The following is a 19,190-nucleotide window of genomic DNA, read 5'->3' as shown; positions in this document are numbered from 1 at the left end:
GTTCGGGACCGCGTATGGAGGTGTGCGAGTGAGCCACGACGGTGAAGAGTTCGACCTCTTGAGTTGCCGCATAACAGCGGCCCTCCAGGTGTACCCCCGGGCGTCCTGGTCGCGGATCGCGACGGTGCTGGCAGAGGCCGAGCGGACGGTGACGCGGCGCGGCAAGGAATTGCTGGAATCGGGGGACGTCCGGGTGGTCGGCGTTATTGGGGCGTCCGGCGTAGCGATACTGCGCGCCCGCTGCCTGGTCGGCATGACGCGTTCGGTGGCCGCAGGGCTCGCCCGTCGGGACGACACCGTGTTTGTTTACGCCACCTCCGGCGAGGAAGACTGCGTCGCCGAGCTGCAGGTGGACGACGCGCACCTCGCCGACCTGGTGCTCGACGACCTGCCGAGTGTGGCAGGGATCCGGGAACTCCGCATCGATCCCATAACGCGGCTTTACCGTTCGGTGCGGGAATGGCGGCCCGGAATCCTTACGCCGGCACAGATGGGTGCCCTGGCCCGCTCCCGCCAGGACGTGTACCAGCCTGACGGGAGCGGCGGCTCGGAGATTCCCGACGTGCACCGCGCGATCCTTCGCATCCTGGCCCACGACGCGCGCACTCCGACGTCGGAAATCGGGCGGATGGTAGGGATCTCGGAGAATACGGTCCGCAGGCACCTGGAGAGCCTCGAGGCCAATCACCAGTCGCGGCTGCGCGTGGTGGTGGAGCCCTCGTTGCTGGGTTTCAAGGCCGAGGCGATGGTTTGGGTCAACGTCCCGCCCGCCCGGCACGATGCCCTGGTCGAGGCATTGCTCAAGCATTCCGAGGTCCGCTACGCGGCTGCCCTGGCAGGCACGAACAGCGTGCTCGTCAACCTGGCCTGCACGGACCGGCTCGCCCTGCACCAGATGGTCACCCGGTCGGAATGGTCGGCACTGGCCGAGTCCGTTTCGGTGACGCCCATCCTGAAGGCCACCAAGCGCAGCGGCAGCCGCCTGGGTGCCGCGGCCTCGGCGTCCTACCTCTACTGACCGGCTTGCCGGGGCCCTACCGGATGGGAGCCCCCGGTCCCAGGGGCAGGCCCAGGAAGTACCAGGCGCTGAACAGCGCCGCCCACACCAGGAGCATGCCGAAGGCCAGCGGAATCGTGAACGAAGCCAGCGTGCCGATGCCGGCATCCTTGCGGTAGCCCTGGATGAAGCCGAGCGCCACGACGAAATACGCAGACATCGGCGTGACGGCGTTGGTGCAGGAGTCGGCGATCCGGTAGACGGCCTGGGTGGTTTCGGGGTTGATTCCCACGTACATCAGCATCGGCACGAGGATCGGTGCCAGCAGCGACCACATGGCCGATCCGCTCGTGACCAGGATGTTCATGAGGGAGATCAGCACCAGCATCAGCGCAAACACCACCAGAGGGTGGATGCCTCCCGCCTGCAGCAGATGCGCCCCGTTGACGGCAATGACGCTGCCGATGCCGGTCCACTTGAAGTACGCCAGGAACTGCGAGATGGCGAAGAAGAGCACGAGGATCGGCGTCAGGGTCTTCAGCCCGGTGGCCATCGCCTGGGGGATGTCCGCCGCCCGGCGCAGGGTGCCGGTGGCCCGGCCGTAGACCCATCCGGTCAGGACGAATGCCAGCGCGATGAAGAAGGCGATGTTCTGCAGCACCACGGAGCGAATGAGGTCGCCGTCCTCCCCCCGCAGCGGGGAGCCGGCCGGCAGGAGGGCAGCCACCACGGCGGCGGCGAACACGGCCAGGGCGATCGCGGCACGGCGCAGGCCTCGCTTCTCCTCCGGTGCCAGCTCCAGCGCGAAATCCGCGTCATCCACGTCGGTGCCGGCGTCGGGTTCCAGGCTCGCGCGCTTCTTCATCACCAGTTCGACGGCCAGGGTGATGAAGGCGGACAACACTACCGACGAGGCCAGGCTGAAGAAGTAGTTGGCCACCGGCGTCACCGTGTAGCCCGGATCGACGATCTGGGCGGCCGAGGTGGTCAGCGAGGAGATGATGGCGTCGCTCGGAGTGATCAGGGGCGATGCGTTGTACCCGCCGGAGATCGATATGAAGGCCACCATGATGCCCAGCACGGGGCTCCGGCCGGCCGCCTTGAAAGCCATGGCGGCGAGCGGCAGGACCACGATGAAGGCCGCATCGAACATGACGTGGGACATCATGCCGGCGAACGCCACGGCGAAGGTGACCCACTTGGCGGGCAGGCGCACCACCGTGACGCGCAGCAGTGATTTGAGCAGGCCGGACTGTTCCGCCACGGAGACCCCGAGGATGATCGTGACGATGATCGGCAAGGGGGCAAAGCCGGCGAAGTTCTCGAGGGCGGTGCCGAAGATCATCGCGACGCCCTCGCCGCTCAGCAGGCTCTTCACCACTGCCGTCTCGCCGGAGTCGGGCAGCACAACACTCGTCCCTGCTGCCGCAAGCACGGCGCTGACGACCGCCAGTACCCCCGCCAGGATCCAGAAGAGCAGGCAAGGATGGGGAAGCTTGTTGCCCACATACTCGATCCCGGACAGCACCTTAAAGAAGGGCCTTAGCCCCCGGGACAGCTGATCAGCGCTGGCCGTCGCTGAGGCAGATGGATCGTGAAGGCGACTGGACATGGACGCTCCTTCGGCAGGGTCTTCGACGGTAAGTGACCTACGGCACATTTGCCTGGTGCTGTTCCTACTTAAGCCGGTCCATGTTTCCGGCGCATTGCCTGTTACGGCTTTTCCGCACTATTGCGCCAATCGGCCACGAAACGGGCGGAAATACGCAATCAGCGCGTTGCCCTAGTTCCGCTTCTCCGCGGCGGGCAAGCTGGAAACAGGCTGCTGCAACGGCGCCGGTCCCATCACGTTCGGACCTGAACGAGGAGATCCATGAACAGCGACATTCAGGCTTTGTCCCTACGCGAGCTGGCGGGCGGGATCCGCCGGCGGGACATTTCGGCACGCGAGGCCCTCGAGTCCCATCTGGCACGGATCGAGGAAGTTAATCCGGTCATCAACGCGATCGTGACCCTGGACGCGGAGACGGCGTGGCGACGGGCCGAGGAAGCGGATGAACGGCTGGCGTCCGGAGCTGAAGCGGGCCCGCTGCATGGAGTGCCGATGACGCACAAGGACAACCACCTCACCAAGGGTCTCCGGACCACCCTCGGTTCGCCGATCATGGCCGACAACGTCCCACAGGAAGACAGCCTGATCATCCGGCGGCTCAAGAGCGCCGGCGTCAACACCACCGGCAAGTCCAACGTCCCGGAGTTCGCGGCCGGTTCGCACACCTTCAATCCGCTCTTTGGCACCACCACCAACCCCTACGACCCGACGCGCAGCGCTGGCGGCAGCAGCGGCGGAGCCGCGGCGGCCATAGCGTCCGGCATCCAGGCCGCTGGCGACGGCTCGGACATGGGCGGGTCGCTGCGGACTCCGGGGTCCTTCTGCAACCTTGTCGGCTACCGGCCGTCCCTGGGTCGTATCCCCATGCTGCCGGCCAAGAATCCGTGGGCCTGGATCTCGCGCCAGGGCGTGCTGGCCCATGATGTCGAAGACGTCCGCTACCTGATGCGCGTCCTGGCCGGTCCGGACCCGTCCAGCCCCTCTTCGGTGGCCCTTGACGGCTCCTACGAGTCGGAGGCGCCCGGAAGGCTGGACGGGCTGCGGATCGGCTGGACCGCCGACTTCGGCCTGGGGGTCCCGGTGGAGCGTGAGGTGCTCGAGGTGCTGGCTCCGGGCCTCGGCGTGTTCGAGGAACTCGGAGCGAGGGTGGAGGTTGCCTGCCCGGATCTCTCTGACGCCGACGAGGTCTTCCAGACCACCCGCGCCTTCGATTTCGCCACCAGCTACGGCCACCTTCTGCCAGAACACCGGGACCAGATGAAGCACGCAGTGCAGTGGAACGTGGACAAGGGGATGGCCCTCACCGCCCAGGACTTCATCGATGCCAACTCCGCGCGTGCCCGGCTGGCGGCGGCCGTGCGCGACTTTTTCTCCCGCTACGACGTCCTGCTGGCACCGGCGGTCCAGGTCCTGCCGTTCGACGCGGAGCTGGAATATCCGGCCAGCATCGAGGGGGTCCCGATGGACACCTACCTCGACTGGATGCGCGCGGCATGCCTCATCTCCGCCACCGGCCTGCCGACCCTGTCCATCCCGGGAGGCTTCACCTCGTCCGGACTGCCGGTGGGACTGCAGATCGTCACCGCGGACCAGGCCGACCAATTGCTGCTGCGCGTCGCCCACTCGTTCGAGCAGGCGACGGGCTTCCACCGCCGGAAACCGCGGTTGGACGTTCCGGTCGCGTCCACGATGTAAGGCACCACCGCCCGGAACCAGCGGGGACTGGGCGCAGCTGCCATTCTGGGGAGACACGAACTGCCCGGAGGAAGGTCATTGATGCACGCAATTCCAGACGAGATCCAAACGCCGGAAATCGTGATCGACAGGGAAGTGCTTGAGCGGAACATCGGACGGATGGCGGAGACAGCCCGCTCCAAGGGGCTTCAACTGCGGCCGCACGCGAAGACCCACAAGATTCCGGAGATCGCGGCGCTGCAAATAGCCGCGGGGGCTGTGGGGCTGACCGTCGCCACTATCGGCGAGGCCGAAGTCTTCGTGGAGCGCGGAGTCGATGACGTCTTCATCGCCTACCCGCTCTGGGTCGGTCCGGGACAGGCGGAGCGCCTCTCCCGGCTCAGCACCCGGGCCCGCATCGCGGTGGGAACCGACTCAGTCGAAGCAGCCGAAAACCTGGCCGGACACCTCGGCGCCGCAGCGGGCGGGATCGAGGTCCTGGTGGAAATCGACAGCGGCCACCACCGCAGCGGCGTCGGCCCCGACCGGGCCGTGGACATCGCCCGCGCCGCGTCGGGGGCCGGGCTTCGCGTCACGGGCGTCTTCACGTTTCCCGGCCACGGCTACGCGCCCGGCATGCCCGTCGAGGCAGCGGAGCAGGAGGAACGCGCCCTCCGCGAAGCGGCCAAGCTGCTGGAGGAGGCGGGCTTCGAAGTCAGCCGCGCGAGCGGCGGTTCGACTCCCACCGCTGCCCTCACCGGTGCCACCGCGGCAACGGAAATGCGCCCGGGCGTCTATGCCTTCGGCGACGCCCAGCAGCTCGAACTGGAGCGGTGCGCAATGGAGGACATCGCCCTGACCATCGCGGCAACAGTCGTCAGCCGGCATGAGGGAGATGGCACCACACCCCGCAGGGTGGTCCTCGACTCGGGCAGCAAGATCATCGGCGGCGACCGGCCGGCCTGGGCCACCGGATTCGGGCGGCTCATGGACCACCCGGACGCCCGCATCACGGCGCTGTCCGAACACCACGCCACCGTGGTCTGGCCCGGGAACGCCGAGTTGCCTGCCCTCGGAACCAGGCTGCGGGTGATCCCCAACCATGTCTGCGTGGCGATCAACCTCGTTGACTCCGTCGCCGTGGTCAGCAACGGCCACGTCGTCGACCGCTGGGCCGTCGCCGCCCGCGGAAAGAACAACTAGGCCCCACAGTCCGCAGCCTCAGTAAAGGAGACCCACCGTGCCATCCCTGCTCGATGCGGCGCACAGCAGCCGCGAGTCCATGCTGGGCGACATCGTCAGCCTCGTCGAAACCGAAACCTACAGCGCCAACCTTGCCGCGCTGGAGCGCGGACTGGCCCGGCTTCGCGGGCTGGTTGTCCGCCACCTCGGCGAACCGGAGGGGGAGGTAACGGACGACGGCGGCGACTACGGCAGCGTGCTGCGCATGACTTACCGCGGGACGGGTTCGGGCCACGTCCTGATCATCGGGCACTACGATACGGTCTGGCCGACCGGCACCCTCGCCGGCTGGCCGGTCACCCGCCGGACGGGCGCCGGCGGCCGCGAAACCGTCAGCGGGCCGGGCATCTTCGACATGAAAACCGGCCTGGTCCAGGGCATCTGGGCCCTGAAGCTCCTGCGCGAGCAGGGCCTCGAACACCCGACCGTCACCTATCTCTTCAACGGCGACGAGGAGCCCGGTTCGAGGGCCTCCCGTCCCTTCATCGAAGCCGCCGCCGCCGAGGCGGACGCTGTGCTGGTCCTCGAGCCAACGCTGGACGGCGCAGTCAAGACGGGCCGGAAGGGCATCGGGATCTTCACCGCCACCGTCACCGGGGTGGAGGCCCACGCAGGGCTGAATCCGACCGCGGGTGCCAGCGCCATCCACGCCCTGGCCGAGTTCATCACCGCTGCCACACGCATCCAGGATCTGGGCCGCGGCACCTCGATCAACGTGGGACTGATCAGGGGAGGCTCGGGAACCAACGTCTCGGCCGGCCTGGCCGTCGCCGAGATCGACATCCGAATTGAGTCCATTGAGGAAATGGAACGAGTCGACCGGGAGTTCGACGCGATCCAGCTCAGCGACCCGCGGGTTGCCGTCAAGATCGACCACTACTGGAACCGGCCGCCCATGACGCTGACGGAAGCCAGCGCCGGGCTCCTCGAGGTTGTCCGCAGCGCGGCCCTGGAGATGGGCAGGAAGCTGGAAACCGCAGCCGTGGGCGGCGGGAGCGACGCCAATTTCGTCTCCGCCCTGGGCGTCCCAGTCCTGTGCGGCCTGGGCGCCGTAGGCGACGGCGCGCACGCCCGGAACGAGTACATCTACCCGGACGAGATCCCGGCCTACACAGCCATAACCGCCGGCACCCTCCAGCGGCTGGCCGCTGGATTGTCTGCGGCGACCCAGCAGCCCTGCGGTACGCCTTCGGCCTAGCAAAGTCGGTTGCGCCAAGGCTATTGGGGTTTCGGGCCACGGGTGCGGTTCTGGTCGTAGGTTCCTAAGGAGGCGCCAGCTGGGACACACCTAGGAAGGCACTGGTTCACGGTGCTCTTGAAGCATGGCCAGGAAGCGTTGCCGGGCTCGCTGAATTTCTGCTGTGACGAAACCGGCCACGTCCAGATGCGTATCTCCCGGCACAGTCCAACTGGTGCACCAGGTGTCCAGTCGGGGTGGGTCAGCACGAACACTCGCCGAAATGACCAACTCGCAATGCCCGTGCCCGCTCTGGCGTTGAGTTCTCAGGGTGTACTCGCCCTCGGGGAATGCCAGTACATGAGCTCCAAAGAGACGTGTCAGTCGGCCGCCTAGTTGTTTCTGCTGGAGAAGTTGCGCCTCAAGCACTTCGGTGCATCGGTTGCACGTTGAAGAAGCAGCCTTCTGGAGTCGCATTTATCGCTCCTTACATCGGTCGGTTAAATGTCGAGTGCTAATCCGTTTGACCTACTGCCACCCTTGTATGCCTGCTTGCTGGCCTCCAGACCGGCGGGAGAAACAGGGGTTTTGGCAAGAACCGGGGCAATCGTCAGGCGGACTTGTGAGGGTCGTTGGGTGCACGGATAAGACTGCGAAGAGGCCGATAGTTGCAGGTTCACGCTCATTTTCGGGTTGACCTTGATTTCCGTTAGCCACGGTCTTGTCGTTCTGCATCGGGATAACACTGCCTTCTGTCGTTTTGGTGAGGCATTTCGGCCCGTTCTGGCGGCGCCGGGGAACCAACATAACGCGCTGTCGAACTGCCTGCACCGGATAGAAACGACCACCTCCAAGAGGAGTTTGTCCGTAGTGCACAACTCCCAAGATTTTGGCGTAGATGAACAGGACGGGTTGGAGGAGCACGGGAATGAACGGTCTATCTATACTCCGTCGCCACGTTGGTCGATACAGCCAAAGACAGTCGCATCGGTCCGGTTCTACTGTTGTGCGACAAGTTCAGTTGCACCACTACTCACCGGGCAGTCCGCGTAGGGACTACGCACTGCATCCCGGTTGCGGCCTGCTAGACGACCATGTGAGAGGACCTGACATGCAAGCCACCACAGGAACCATAGAAACCGCGCTCCTTCAGGGCGGGACGGGTGTCACCCCCGAGCAGTACTCGCAGCGGGCCTACCAGGTTGGTGCCCGCTATCTGACCGACGTCGATAGCATCCTCGAGGAGATCCGTGCTGCCCGTGCGGAGACCGAGCGTCTGGGGAGAGTTCCGGACGCGACGGTCGCGGCCATGACCAGCGCGGGAGTCTTCAGGGCGTTGACCCCATTGCAGTACGGCGGATTGGAAATGGCCCCGGCCGCATTCTTCGAAGGCATCATGAAAATCGCCAGCGCGGAGGCATCAGCGGCTTGGATCGGGGGACAGCTAAATGTCCACTCATTCGAGATCGCGTTGATGGACAAGCGGCTCCAGGACGAGTTCTGGGCGGATGGACCCGACACCCGGGCTTCCAGTTCCTATGCGCCAACGGGGCAGTGGCAAAAAGTCGAGGGAGGGTACATCCTCAACGGAACGTGGGGTTTCTCCAGCGGGGTGGACCACGCCCAATGGGTGATCCTCGGTGGCGGTGACCGCAACTTCGTTCTTCCCCGCAGCGACTTCAGTATCGCCCAAGACAGCTGGGACGTCTCCGGTTTGAAGGGCACCGGCAGCAAGTCGGTCACCGTCGTCGACACTTTCGTTCCGGACTACCGGACCCATGTGCTCGAAGACACCTACAGGGATAACAATCCTGGCTGGGAGGTCAACGACCGTCCCCTTTACCGCGTTTCCTTCCTTTCGATCTTCAATTCCACCATGGCCAACTCTGCTATCGGGGCAACGCTTGGTGGTTTCGAGGAGTTCATCGAAGATAGCAAGATTCGCCGGGCCCGCCGCGGAACGGGTGTAGCCGTTACCGAAAACCCGCATCTGTTGGTGCGGTTGGCCGGGGCCTTGTCGAATGTGAACACGGTGAAGCGGCGGCATCTCGGCAACTGGCGGGAGCTCTTCCAGATTGCCTGCGAGGGCAGTCTTGCGGATCCGGTGGAACGCCTGAAGGTTCGGTTCGAGGCTGCTGATGCGATCGCCGTCAGCCTTGATGCGCTTCAGGAGATTTGGCCTGTGGCCGGAGCCGGCTCCATCCTGTCGAGCAACCATCTGCAACGTGTGGTCCGGGACCTGCACGCCATGCGCGTACACGGATCGGCCGGGCGGGAAGCTGCCGCGACGCTGTATGCCCAGAGCCTGCTGGGCCTGCCGGGTCCTAGTTTCGAAGACAACCCGTCCATGCGCACCCTGGCGTACTACCGATGACCGCCTCAGCAGCCCCCTCGCTGGAGTACGTGGCCAGCGAGCCATTGAAGGACATCCGGGCGTTCCGCAGCGCCCTTGGACAGTACGGCACGGGGGTCGCGGTCATCACCGCCATGTGCGATGGTCGACCGGTCGGCATGACCGTCAACTCATTTGCCGCCGTCTCACTGGACCCGCCACTGATCCTGTGGTCTGTGCAGAACGCCTCAGGTAGGGCGGCTGCTTTCACTGCTGCAGCACACTTCGCGGTCAACGTGTTGGCGGCTGAGCAGGTTGACATTTCCCGTGTTGTTGCCTCGCCCATGGCCGGTATCGATCCATTCGACGGGATCGCGTGGACCGAGGGGATGGAAGGAGCCCCGCTCATCGACGAGGCCATAGCGCGTTTTGAGTGCCGGACTCATAACGTCCTGCCAGGCGGCGACCATCAGATCATTCTTGGCCGCGTGGAGCGCTGCACCGTCACAGAGGGCGAGCCGCTGCTCTTCGTTCAGGGCGCCTATGCCACTTCCCAGTCGTTCCCTGCCTCCACCGCAGCACACGGACCAGCTGCTGCTTCGGCTGGTGCGAGCGACAGCGACCAAGCCCAGTTCGCCCAACTCGTAACGACGGTAAATCATCGGCTCCAGCGCAATTTTGACGAGCATCGTTCACGCTTTGGGCTGACCGTAGCCAGCAGCCGGGTGCTCAAAAGGCTCTCCGCGGGCCCGCAGATGGTCCAAGAGTTGGTGGAGTCGGCCTTCCTGGGGCCTCAGGCCATCGAGGATGCGCTGAGCCAACTCAGCGAAAGGGGCTTGGTCGAGACCGATGGGCCAGTGTACTGCCAGACGCAGGCGGGGCGAGCCCTCCGCGAAGAGGTAGCGGAGGACGCGCGCCGATTCAACGAAGCCACCCTGGCTGGGCTGCCGGAAAGTGACGTTGCCGCAGCTCACCGAGTCCTCATGGCCCTTGCTCACGACTAACAACTACTTGCAGTTCAGAAGAATAAGAGGAGAAACAATGATTGGTCTTGGTTTGGCTTGTTCCCACGCAGCTGGAATGTTCCGTCCCCCGGAGGCTTGGCAGCAGTGGATGATTGACCGAGTCGCACCCGGCGTTTTCGAACGTTACCCAGAGGCCCGGCGGCAGCGGGACAGCCTGGAGGTCTGCCAGGATCTCTACCGTCGGATTCATGACGGTTTCGACGAGATGCGCAAAGAGGTTGCCGCTTATGAGCCGGATGTGATCGTCTTCGTCGGTGACGACCAAGGGGACCTGTTCAACCTGTCGAATAATCCGTCGCTCGCCGTCTACATCGGCGAAGAAGAGATGTGGGGGCATCAGGGCTACGAGTGGAACGTGCCCATGAAGGACCGATCAGTGGTTAAGTTCAACAACCATGTGGACGTCTCGACGGACTTGGCCCACGGACTGATCAAGCGCAAGTTCGACGTTTCCACACTGCATAGGTTCAATCCGCAGGGTCGGGAAGGTTACGGACTGCCTCATATGGCGGCTAGGATCGCGCCCGAACTCGATCCCTCCGGCCAGATCCCAATCGTGTGCGTCCTGCTCAATGAGTACTACGAGCCGCTACCGAACGGTGAGCGCTGCGCGGAGTTGGGCAGCGCCATCGCTGACATTCTGAACAGGCGTGAGGAAAAGATCCTCCTGGTTGCCTCGGGCGGGTTGAGTCATTACCCCTCCGACCGCGACTTCAACCGTGGGGATATCGATACTCCGCTCGATACCTGGGTCATGGAACGGGTCGAGAAAAACGAAGTCGAAGAGTTGTCCAAGTTGTTCAGTTTCGATTCCGCAGCCATGCGCTCCGGCACCGGTGAAATTCGTGCCTGGATCTCCGTCGCGGCAGCCATGAATCGTCCAGGCAAAATCATCGATTACATGCCGGTTCACGCTTGCTTCACAGGCATTGCCTTTGCCAAATGGCCAGCCTTGGTGGCCGCCGGAGGCACTAATGACCGCAGATGACTCATCACTGGTAGCCGAGTACTTCGGCTACCAGTCACACTGGCTGGTCACGCGTCCGGGCGAACGCATCCACTATCTGGACGAGGGCGGTCCCGAGGGTATTCCGGTGCTCTTACTGCACGGCTCCGCGATCGGAATCACCGCGGCGGCGAATTTCTACCTGACCATCCCGGCCTTGGTGGCTGCGGGGCACCGCGTGATCGCACCGGACCTGTACGGGTACGGATTTACTGAGGCGCCTCCCGGCGTGGTAGCGGACCGTCCCCATCAGGTGGATCTGGTCCTGAGGCTTTTGGATGCATTGAACATGCCCAAGGTCTATGTGATTGGCAATTCGATGGGTGGCATGGTGCTGGCCAGCTTCGCTTTGGACCATGCTGAACGGGTGGCGGGAGGAGTGGTCGTCGGGACTGCCGGCGCCCGGTGGCAGGCCGGCTCGAGATTTGAGCCGAACCAGTCGTCGCATAAGGATATGGGGGAGTTCTCCGCTGAGCTCGTGCGTAAGTCCATGGAGCACTTGGTGCACGACCGCCGTCAGATCCCGACGGAATTGGTCGAGTTCCGGACACGCGTGGCCGGGCGGCCGGGGGCGTACCAGCAGCATCTGGCATCCACGCGGCTGCGGGAGCTAAGCAAGGTTCACCATCCCCTCGATCTGGAACGGGCCGGGAGGTGCGGGGTGCCGATGCTCTTCCTGTTCGGTCGCGAAGACCGAGTGAACCCTCCGGAGGATGCTCTGGCCGGAGCCGAGGCATTTGCCAACGCGGACCTTGTGGTGTTCGGTCACTGCGGCCATTGGACGATGGTGGAGCGGGCCGAGGAATTCAACCACTTGGTCCTGAGGTTTATTGCCGGCTGGGACCGCCGGATCGCCGCTCCTCCGATTCAGACCGGCGACCTCCACGGCAAGCAACTCGTTGGAAGCAGGAGTGAATGATGCTGACGTACGAGGCGACAAGCCGATTTGTGCAGGCCGGCGAGTATCGGGTGCACTACCACGAGGTAGGCGAGGGGCCGGTCCTGCTCTGCATGCACGGCGGCGCCCCAGGGGCATACGGCTGGGGTAACTTCGGCCGTAACATCGAGGCACTCGCGCGGCACTTCCGCGTCATCGTGGTGGACCTGCCCGGCTACGGCAAATCGGATAAGCCCGATGTATCCACGGGGCGCAACAAAATGTATGCCGACACTATGGTCGCGTTGTTCGAGGCTTTAGGGCTTGAGCGGGTCAATGTGCTCGGGATGGCTACCGGCGGTGCTGTGGCCATCCGCCTCGCTGCCGACTATCCGGACGTCGTTGACCGGCTGATACTAGTGAGCGCTGCCGGCGGCCAGACCATGTTCGGTCTGCGTCGCCGGGACTCAGCCAGTCATGTCTATTACGGCGGCGATGGCCCCTCACTGCAGAAGATGCACGATTATCTCTCCCAGTTGCTTTACGACCCTTCGTTGATTACCGACGACGTGCTGTGGGAGCGGTACGAAGCAAGCGTGGATCCTGAGTTCATGGAGCGCGCCCCGGAAGGGCGGACGCCGGTTCGGCACACGCCGCCTGATCTGTGGAAGCGGCTCGACGAGATACAGGCCCAGACGCTGATCGTGTGGGGACGCGAGAACCGTGCCCAGTCGTTCGAAAACGGTGTATTCATGCTCAGCCGGATCCCTCATGCGCAGCTTCATGTCTTCGGCGAATGCGGGCTCTGGGTGCCCTATGAGAAAGCCGAGGAGTTCAACTCGCTGGTCGTCAACTTCCTGTCCGGGACGAAACGAAGATCGTGAGCAACGGCCATGACGGTATATTCGTGTAGCCATGGAGACTCTACAACTGGGGTATGCGGACCTCGTCCGCGCGTCGGGATCGAAGTATCCGATTTCCTCGATCCTCACATGCTTGACTGACAACGGTGCGGAATGGGGTGCCCTGCTCACCACTAGCGGGCGGCCCATTGAGTCAGTTAGGGCAAGCACTAACGGTGAAGTGGATGCGCAGGTGCTCGCGGAAGCGGCGGCCGTGATCCCACTGCCGCCGGTCAAACCTGCCACTGGACGGACTTCCGGTGGTTATGAGTTGCAGGCATTTCCTGTCGGCGCCGAGGGCAGGGCCACCGCGATCCTGGTTGTGGCATCCACGGACGCAAGCCATCCGGATCTGCCCAGGTTCGGATCCAGTGCCGCTCTGCTCCTGCGCCTGCTGTTGCGTGACATGAGGCGGCTGCAAACGGCATCACGTATGGTGCGCGATTCAATCACGCGGCTGATATTCTCCGGGCGGATTGAAAGCGCCCTGGAGCTGGCCGCCGAGATGGGGCTCGCAACTCCACCCAGCCGGCCTCACATCGTTTGTGTGCGGGGAGTGGGGGCATGGGACCGCGACGATCTCCTCGACTTGCTCGAAGCAGCGGTGCCGGCAGACTCCCGTCAGCTATTGGCGTATAACGACGACGACGAATGCTGGCTCCTCTTATCCCAAGTCCAATTCCAAGCGATGAGGCCGGAACTCGTCGCGCTTGTCGACCGCCACCCCTCGCTGAAAGTACTCCTGACCGAGCAGGTGCCGGCGAGTAAGCTGTCGCACCGCTGGCAGCACTGGATGAACGATATTCGGTCGTCGCCCACCGGGACAGTCGTTGACCGCTCAGACTATCGAGGTGAAACTGCGAGCGACTGGGTGCACAGATTGCAGCGGGAAGCCAGCCCGCAAGTGATGGAAGCGGTGGTGGAGTATCTGCGCTGCCGCGGCCGTTGGGAGGCAGCAGCCGAATCCCTGGCGCTCCACCGGAATACCCTCAGGTATCGCGTCTCTTCGGCGGAGAGGCTGCTCGGACTCGACCTCACTGATCCCACCATGTCCAGTCGGCTCTGGCTCGCGCTTCGCAGCGAAGGTCTGACGGACTGAAACTCCACGCAGAACGTAGTCACACATATCCGGCGCCGCCGCTTTGCGTAAGAAAGCTCCGAGGGTACTCCTCGGAGCTTTCTTGATGCCTGCCGGTCGGTAGCGTTGCGCCAGTGCGAACGAAAGCGGCAAATCAACCTTGCTGGTTTCGTCTGTTCATCCAAATGCCGGGAGAAGCTTGGTGAAAGTGTCCGGAGACTCCAGCTAACTGCCGTCTGTATCGTGCAGTCCAGACAGTGAAGTCTGTCACACATCGAAGTGCTGTCTACCGCACGAGATGGTGGTCATATGCATATTTTGGAGCACTCCATGAACCTATCGATCAAGACCCTTATTCCTCATGTTGTCGCCTTGGCCCTCGCAGGTGCCGCCCTGACTGCATGTGGAGGTTCCAGCAGCGCCGCGGAAATCGGCGCCGATTTTGACGACATCGCAGAACGCGCGGTGGAGGAGGGGAAGCTGGTGGTTTATTCCTCCGCCACGGATGCAGTGAATTCGGCATTGGTCGATGCCTTCAACGCCGAATACCCGGAGATCGAGGTTGCCGTGACCCGGCTTTCCACCGGTGATCTGCGCAGCCGTTTTGCGTCCGAAACTACCACGGGCGCGCGGAGCGCCGACGCCGTCATTGTCACGGATCCGCTGATGTTCAATGAGGACCCCGAGTGGTTCACGGAACTGAGTACTGACCGGGTCCCCAACGTCAGTAATCTTCGTGACGGCTACGCTCACAAAGAGCACGTCGCAGTCGTTACCTCACCTTGGGTGGCTACTTACAACACCGAGAAGATCTCCTCCGGTCCAATCGCCTGGGAGGACCTAGCCAAGCCCGAATTACTCAAGGACGCCACACTTGCCGACCCGGAGGTCGCCACGGATAGCGTACTGTCTTTCTACCAGCTCCTGATGGATGAGTACGGTGCCGACTACCTTAAGGCGCTCGGCGGGCAGAACGATGACTGGTTCGACTCCTCGGTGCCGGCGGTTCAAAAGACGGCAGCGGGGCAGGTTGCCATCGCAGCCCCGGGAGCGAAAGCGCATTCCCTGGCGCTGGTGGAGTCAGGCGCTCCGCTGGAAGCCGTGATCCCTGAGCCGGTTGTAGCCTTCAGCAACTTGACGGGGGTGGCCTCGGAGGCCGTCAACCCTAACGCAGCACTGCTCTTCACGAATTTCCTATTAAGCACGGAAGGCCAGGCAGCCTTCTGCGGTGACGATCTGTACATGACGCTGGTCAAGAGTGAGGTTGACGGCTGCAGCCCCACTCCGGACGATGTGCGCATTGCCGACCCTATGCGCGCAAACAAGGACCGCGAGGCCATTCTCAACGCGTTCGAACTTGACTGACCTCACTTTTCCAAAGGAGATACGCCAATGAGTATGACCGACATACGAACCGCTGCGCCTGAGGGCTTATCGGCAGCCGAATCCAAGCCCGTCCGCTTGGCCGTCCAGAACGTTGTGAAGGAGTTCCAGCGTCACGGCGGCGACCTTCACAACGCAGTCGATGACGTTTCGTTCGAAGTGCGGACCGGAGAACTGCTGGTCCTGCTCGGACCCAGCGGATGCGGAAAATCCACCCTGTTGCGCTGCATTGCGGGCCTTGAGTCTCCAACAAAGGGTTCCATCAGCATCAATGGCAAGCCAGCCTTCGACTCGTCGGCGCAGATTTCCCTCGCCCCGAATGAACGGGACGTCAACATGATGTTCCAGTCCTACGCTCTGTGGCCGCACATGAACCTGCAGGACAATGTGGCTTATCCGCTGCGTTCGGCCGGTGTGAAGAAGTCGGCGGCGCGCAACCGGGCCGCAGAGTACTTGGATCTGGTGGGCCTGGGCGGACTCACTCATCAGCACCCGGGCATGATCAGCGGTGGTCAGCAGCAGCGAGTTGCCCTGGCGCGGACGCTGATCTCTGAACCCTCAATCGTGCTGTTCGACGAGCCCCTGTCCAATGTGGATGCGCGGATTCGAGTGAAGCTCAGATCATTGTTGGTTCGGCTGCACAAACAACTTGAGTTCGCAGCTGTCTATGTCACCCATGACCAGGTCGAGGCCATGGGCCTGGGAACCCGAATAGCTGTGATGCGCCACGGGCGAGTAGACCAATTGGCATCACCCGCAGCGGTGTACGAGCGGCCCAGCAATCGGGCCACCGCCGAGTTCATTGGCGAGGCGAACTTCATTAGTGCATCCGTCCTGGAAAGGGACGGAGACATGCTGACTGTGGATTTGTGCGGCAGCGAGATGCAGGTCCCTCGGCAAGCTCATGACACTGTTCTTGATGTATCGCCCGGTGACGATGTAACTCTGATGGTTCGTCCGGAAAAGTGCCGGATAGTCCCGGCTGAACTTGGCAACGGAAGCCCGGGTTCGTGGCGCGGGGTGGTCATGGCACGGACCTTCTCGGGAGCACATACCGAGTACCAGTGCCAGCTGGATGACCAGTCTGTCACGGTATGGGCGTTCGGCGCCCCCGATCCACAGTTGCGGGAGTCGGCGGAGGTCGAGGTGACTATCCCCTCGGAGTCGCTGCGGGTGGTGAGCGATGACTAGTCTGGCACCCCGTCCCCGGTCGTCGCGATCGTCTTCCCCGCAGCAGCCCCTTTCCGCTCCGGATGCCCCTAAAGGGCCGGGCCAGCGGGTGTTCAAGGGGGCCTTCGGTAGCGTGCTGGTTGCCTTGTCGGTGCTCGTGATCTTCTTGGTCGCTTACCCGCTGGTTCAGATGTTCCAGCGTGCTGGTGGTCCGTTCGATGCGTGGGCGCAGCTGATTTCGGAGCCGTGGTTCTCCGGCATGCTGCTGGACACGGCCGCGGTGGTAGGTATCAGCGCCTTCCTATCACTGGCGATCGGTGCCCTCCTCGCATGGGTCAACGAGCGCACGGATGCCGGGCTAGGGCCGGTCGGAGACGCGCTGCCGCTGATCCCGCTATTCCTGCCGGCAGTCGCGCTGGCCGTCGGCTGGGTAGCGCTGGCAAGCCCCGAAGTCGGTTTGCTGTCGAACATCCTGGAACCGCTCGGATTCCAGATCTACTCCACTGCCGGCATGGTGCTGGTCTACGTGCTGCTCACGGTGCCATACACGTACCTGCCGATCGTGTCGGCGCTCCGTTCCTTGGACCCATCATTGGAAGAGGCAGCTCGCGCTTCCGGCGCGAGTACGCTGCGAGTCGTATGGACTGTCTCGCTGCCGGCAGTAGCCCCCTCGCTCCTCTCCGGGTTCATCCTGGCGACGATCATTGGCGCCGGTGTCTACTCGGTTCCGGCAATCGTGGGTCAGAACACGGACTTGGACATCATGTCCGTGCGTATTGTCCGATCAATCCAAAACTCCTACCCCGTCGACTACGGTACGGCGGTGAGGCTGAGCGTACTGCTCCTTGCCGTCCTGCTCGTTCTCTACTACCTCCAGCACACTGTCATCTCAAAGCAGCGGTTCGCACGCATGGGCGGGCAGGCCCCCAAGGTGGCGCGCATTGCTCTCGGCAGGTGGTGCTGGCCGGTGAGGATGCTGGGCATCCTCTACATTCTCTGCGCTGCCGTCCTCCCGCTGGCTGCCGTGATCTACCTGAGCCTGCAGCGTTACTGGCAACCGGACATCTTTGCCCCGAACTGGACGCTGGAGAATTTCTCCGTAGCTTCGGCCGGAGCTGGCGGGGCAATGGAAGGTATTCGCAACTCTGTGATCCTGGGTGTGGGCGCAGGGATGATTGTCGTGCTCGCTGCGACGATGATCCTCACCTACGCCCGGCAGTCGAATAACTGGGTTTCGAGGGTCGCCAACGGGGCGGCCAAGTTCCCGGCAGTCGTGCCCGGCAGTGTCCTCGCAGTGTCGTTCATCTTTGCCTTCGGCGGTGCCCCGTTCGACCTCGGCGGCACCTTGCTGATCATGGGAATGGCGTATTTCGTATCATTCCTGCCATATGCGGTGATCTCTTTGGAAGGAACTTCGGCCCAGATCGACGGCAGCTTGGAAGATGCTTCCCGGCTCTGCGGAGCCGGACAGGGCCGTACCTTTGGGCAGGTTGTGCTGCCGCTGCTTCGGCCGGGACTGCTCGCTACCTTCGCACTGGTGTTCGTCCGCATCGTTGGCGACCTTGAAGTGGCCGTACTCTTAGGCACCGGACAGACACCAATGGCAAGCGCACTGCTATTCCAGGTATGGAGCGAGGGCTTCTTCACCCAGGTGGCTGCGATTGCTGTGATGATGACTGCGGTATCCGCCGTCGTTGTGATCTTCCTGATGTGGTTCTCCCGTCCTGGGTGGGTCCGAAAGATGCAGGCACGCAACCGAAAAGCGACAGGGCGTTGATCGTATGCTGATGCCCCGGATAACTGGAAAGAGGAGTGATCCATGAGCCTGAAGGATCAGTTGAGCTCGGGCGAACCCCAGTATGGACTGTGGCTGGGGCTGGCGAATGCCTATTCCGCTGAGATCAGTTCCGGGTCCGGTCCGGACTGGGTTCTTGTCGACGGAGAGCATGCCCCCAACACCCTGACCACGGTGTTGGGCCAGGTGCAGGCCGTGCGCGGTCTGGCGGAAGTTGTGCTGCGGCCTCCGGACCGGGAACCGACCATTATCAAGCAATATCTCGATCTCGGCGTGCAGAATCTCCTGGTGCCCATGGTTGAGACACCAGGGCAGGCCGCCGCGGCAGTGGCAGCGACCCGCTTCCCACCCGCGGGCACCAGGGGAGTCTCGCATACACTCAACCGAGCGTCCGGCTTTGGGCAGAACGCCGACTACCTCCGGACAGCGCACGAGCCGATCTGCCTTTTTATGCAGATCGAATCTGCAGCCGGGCTGGACTCAGTCAAGGAGATCGCCACGGTGACAGGTGTCGACGGCGTCTTCGTCGGGCCGGCCGCCCTGGCTGCCTCGCTCGGCCATCTCGGCAACCCGCGGCACCCGGAAGTCAGGGAGGCAGTCGCCCACGTGCTCGAAACTGCTCAGAGCGTCGGCGTGTATTCGGGGCTCAACGCCAGCTCTCCCGCCGATGGCAGGGAGTGGGCCATGAAGGGCGCGTCCCTGGTCGCCATCGGCAGTGACGTGGGCGTTCTTCAACGTGGAACACACAAGCTGTTCCAGGAAGTCCGCACTGGACATTATCCGGACCCGGGGTAGCCGTCTGGGCCTACCGAACGAGGTTCCGACAGGAGCCGCTCGTTAGTGGGGACGACCTGTTCAGCTGGAGCTGGGCTGCAATCAGCGCAGTTTCCGTGAGTGTCAGGAGGCGACGTCCTCCGCAA

The 19,190-nt window shown here is 63.4% G+C and carries 15 protein-coding genes; 14 read left to right on the top strand and 1 reads right to left on the bottom strand.

The window, feature by feature from the left end:
- The first annotated feature begins 28 nt into the window (after nucleotides 1-28).
- Nucleotides 29-1,018, top strand: coding sequence for an Lrp/AsnC family transcriptional regulator (locus OC550_RS18100; RefSeq protein WP_262107329.1), 990 nt, complete (start codon nucleotides 29-31; stop codon nucleotides 1,016-1,018).
- Between the two features lie 16 nt (nucleotides 1,019-1,034).
- Here the strand turns inward: OC550_RS18100 and OC550_RS18095 are convergent, their stop codons facing one another.
- A complete protein-coding gene (locus OC550_RS18095) occupies nucleotides 1,035-2,609 on the bottom strand; it encodes an AbgT family transporter (protein WP_262107328.1) in 1,575 nt (524 codons plus the stop codon).
- 261 nt (nucleotides 2,610-2,870) lie between these two features.
- On the opposite strand from OC550_RS18095, the gene OC550_RS18090 reads away from it, so the two are divergent.
- From OC550_RS18090 to OC550_RS18030, 13 genes are all read left to right on the top strand, one after another.
- A complete protein-coding gene (locus tag OC550_RS18090) occupies nucleotides 2,871-4,304 on the top strand; it encodes an amidase (protein ID WP_262107327.1) in 1,434 nt (477 codons plus the stop codon).
- 81 nt (nucleotides 4,305-4,385) lie between these two features.
- Complete coding sequence (locus OC550_RS18085) at nucleotides 4,386-5,486, top strand: alanine racemase (RefSeq protein WP_262107326.1); 1,101 nt, start codon at nucleotides 4,386-4,388, stop codon at nucleotides 5,484-5,486.
- Between the two features lie 37 nt (nucleotides 5,487-5,523).
- Entirely contained in the window at nucleotides 5,524-6,723 is a 1,200-nt protein-coding gene (locus tag OC550_RS18080) for a M20 family metallopeptidase (protein ID WP_262107325.1), read from the top strand.
- A gap of 1,090 nt (nucleotides 6,724-7,813) precedes the next feature.
- Nucleotides 7,814-9,076, top strand: a complete 1,263-nt coding sequence (locus OC550_RS18075) for a hypothetical protein (protein WP_262107324.1) — start codon at nucleotides 7,814-7,816, stop codon at nucleotides 9,074-9,076.
- Nucleotides 9,073-10,038, top strand: a complete 966-nt coding sequence (locus tag OC550_RS18070; protein ID WP_262107323.1) for a flavin reductase — start codon at nucleotides 9,073-9,075, stop codon at nucleotides 10,036-10,038. The genes OC550_RS18075 and OC550_RS18070 overlap by 4 nt, the downstream gene beginning before the upstream one ends.
- A gap of 37 nt (nucleotides 10,039-10,075) precedes the next feature.
- Nucleotides 10,076-11,047, top strand: a complete 972-nt coding sequence (locus OC550_RS18065) for a hypothetical protein (RefSeq protein WP_262107322.1) — start codon at nucleotides 10,076-10,078, stop codon at nucleotides 11,045-11,047.
- Entirely contained in the window at nucleotides 11,034-11,984 is a 951-nt protein-coding gene (locus OC550_RS18060) for an alpha/beta fold hydrolase (RefSeq protein WP_262107321.1), read from the top strand. The genes OC550_RS18065 and OC550_RS18060 overlap by 14 nt, the downstream gene beginning before the upstream one ends.
- Entirely contained in the window at nucleotides 11,981-12,826 is an 846-nt protein-coding gene (locus tag OC550_RS18055; RefSeq protein WP_262107320.1) for an alpha/beta fold hydrolase, read from the top strand. The genes OC550_RS18060 and OC550_RS18055 overlap by 4 nt, the downstream gene beginning before the upstream one ends.
- 199 nt (nucleotides 12,827-13,025) lie before the next feature.
- Nucleotides 13,026-13,943, top strand: a complete 918-nt coding sequence (locus OC550_RS18050) for a helix-turn-helix domain-containing protein (protein ID WP_262107319.1) — start codon at nucleotides 13,026-13,028, stop codon at nucleotides 13,941-13,943.
- Nucleotides 13,944-14,252: 309 nt separating this feature from the next.
- Entirely contained in the window at nucleotides 14,253-15,287 is a 1,035-nt protein-coding gene (locus OC550_RS18045; RefSeq protein ID WP_262107318.1) for an ABC transporter substrate-binding protein, read from the top strand.
- A 27-nt stretch (nucleotides 15,288-15,314) separates the two neighbouring features.
- On the top strand, nucleotides 15,315-16,496 hold the full coding sequence (locus tag OC550_RS18040) for an ABC transporter ATP-binding protein (protein ID WP_262107317.1): 1,182 nt from the start codon (nucleotides 15,315-15,317) through the stop codon (nucleotides 16,494-16,496).
- Nucleotides 16,497-16,608: 112 nt separating this feature from the next.
- On the top strand, nucleotides 16,609-18,252 hold the full coding sequence (locus OC550_RS18035) for an iron ABC transporter permease (protein ID WP_262107316.1): 1,644 nt from the start codon (nucleotides 16,609-16,611) through the stop codon (nucleotides 18,250-18,252).
- A 42-nt stretch (nucleotides 18,253-18,294) separates the two neighbouring features.
- The gene (locus OC550_RS18030; protein WP_262107315.1) at nucleotides 18,295-19,065 is read left to right on the top strand and encodes an HpcH/HpaI aldolase/citrate lyase family protein; all 771 of its coding nucleotides are present in this window, start codon (nucleotides 18,295-18,297) and stop codon (nucleotides 19,063-19,065) included.
- Nucleotides 19,066-19,190 lie beyond the last annotated feature (125 nt).

It is taken from the genome of Arthrobacter sp. Marseille-P9274 (assembly GCF_946892675.1).
Lineage (GTDB): Bacteria > Actinomycetota > Actinomycetes > Actinomycetales > Micrococcaceae > Crystallibacter.
The sequence above is the reverse complement of the archived record's forward strand: the minus strand, read 5'-3'. Positions and strand labels throughout refer to the sequence as shown.

Coding starts and splice junctions, on each gene's coding strand:
- OC550_RS18095 (WP_262107328.1), bottom strand. CDS start 2,609: ATGTCCAGTCGCCTTCACGATCCATCTGCCTCAGCGACGGCCAGCGCT.
- OC550_RS18090 (WP_262107327.1), top strand. CDS start 2,871: ATGAACAGCGACATTCAGGCTTTGTCCCTACGCGAGCTGGCGGGCGGG.
- OC550_RS18085 (WP_262107326.1), top strand. CDS start 4,386: ATGCACGCAATTCCAGACGAGATCCAAACGCCGGAAATCGTGATCGAC.
- OC550_RS18075 (WP_262107324.1), top strand. CDS start 7,814: ATGCAAGCCACCACAGGAACCATAGAAACCGCGCTCCTTCAGGGCGGG.
- OC550_RS18070 (WP_262107323.1), top strand. CDS start 9,073: ATGACCGCCTCAGCAGCCCCCTCGCTGGAGTACGTGGCCAGCGAGCCA.
- OC550_RS18065 (WP_262107322.1), top strand. CDS start 10,076: ATGATTGGTCTTGGTTTGGCTTGTTCCCACGCAGCTGGAATGTTCCGT.
- OC550_RS18060 (WP_262107321.1), top strand. CDS start 11,034: ATGACCGCAGATGACTCATCACTGGTAGCCGAGTACTTCGGCTACCAG.
- OC550_RS18055 (WP_262107320.1), top strand. CDS start 11,981: ATGATGCTGACGTACGAGGCGACAAGCCGATTTGTGCAGGCCGGCGAG.
- OC550_RS18045 (WP_262107318.1), top strand. CDS start 14,253: ATGAACCTATCGATCAAGACCCTTATTCCTCATGTTGTCGCCTTGGCC.
- OC550_RS18040 (WP_262107317.1), top strand. CDS start 15,315: ATGAGTATGACCGACATACGAACCGCTGCGCCTGAGGGCTTATCGGCA.
- OC550_RS18030 (WP_262107315.1), top strand. CDS start 18,295: ATGAGCCTGAAGGATCAGTTGAGCTCGGGCGAACCCCAGTATGGACTG.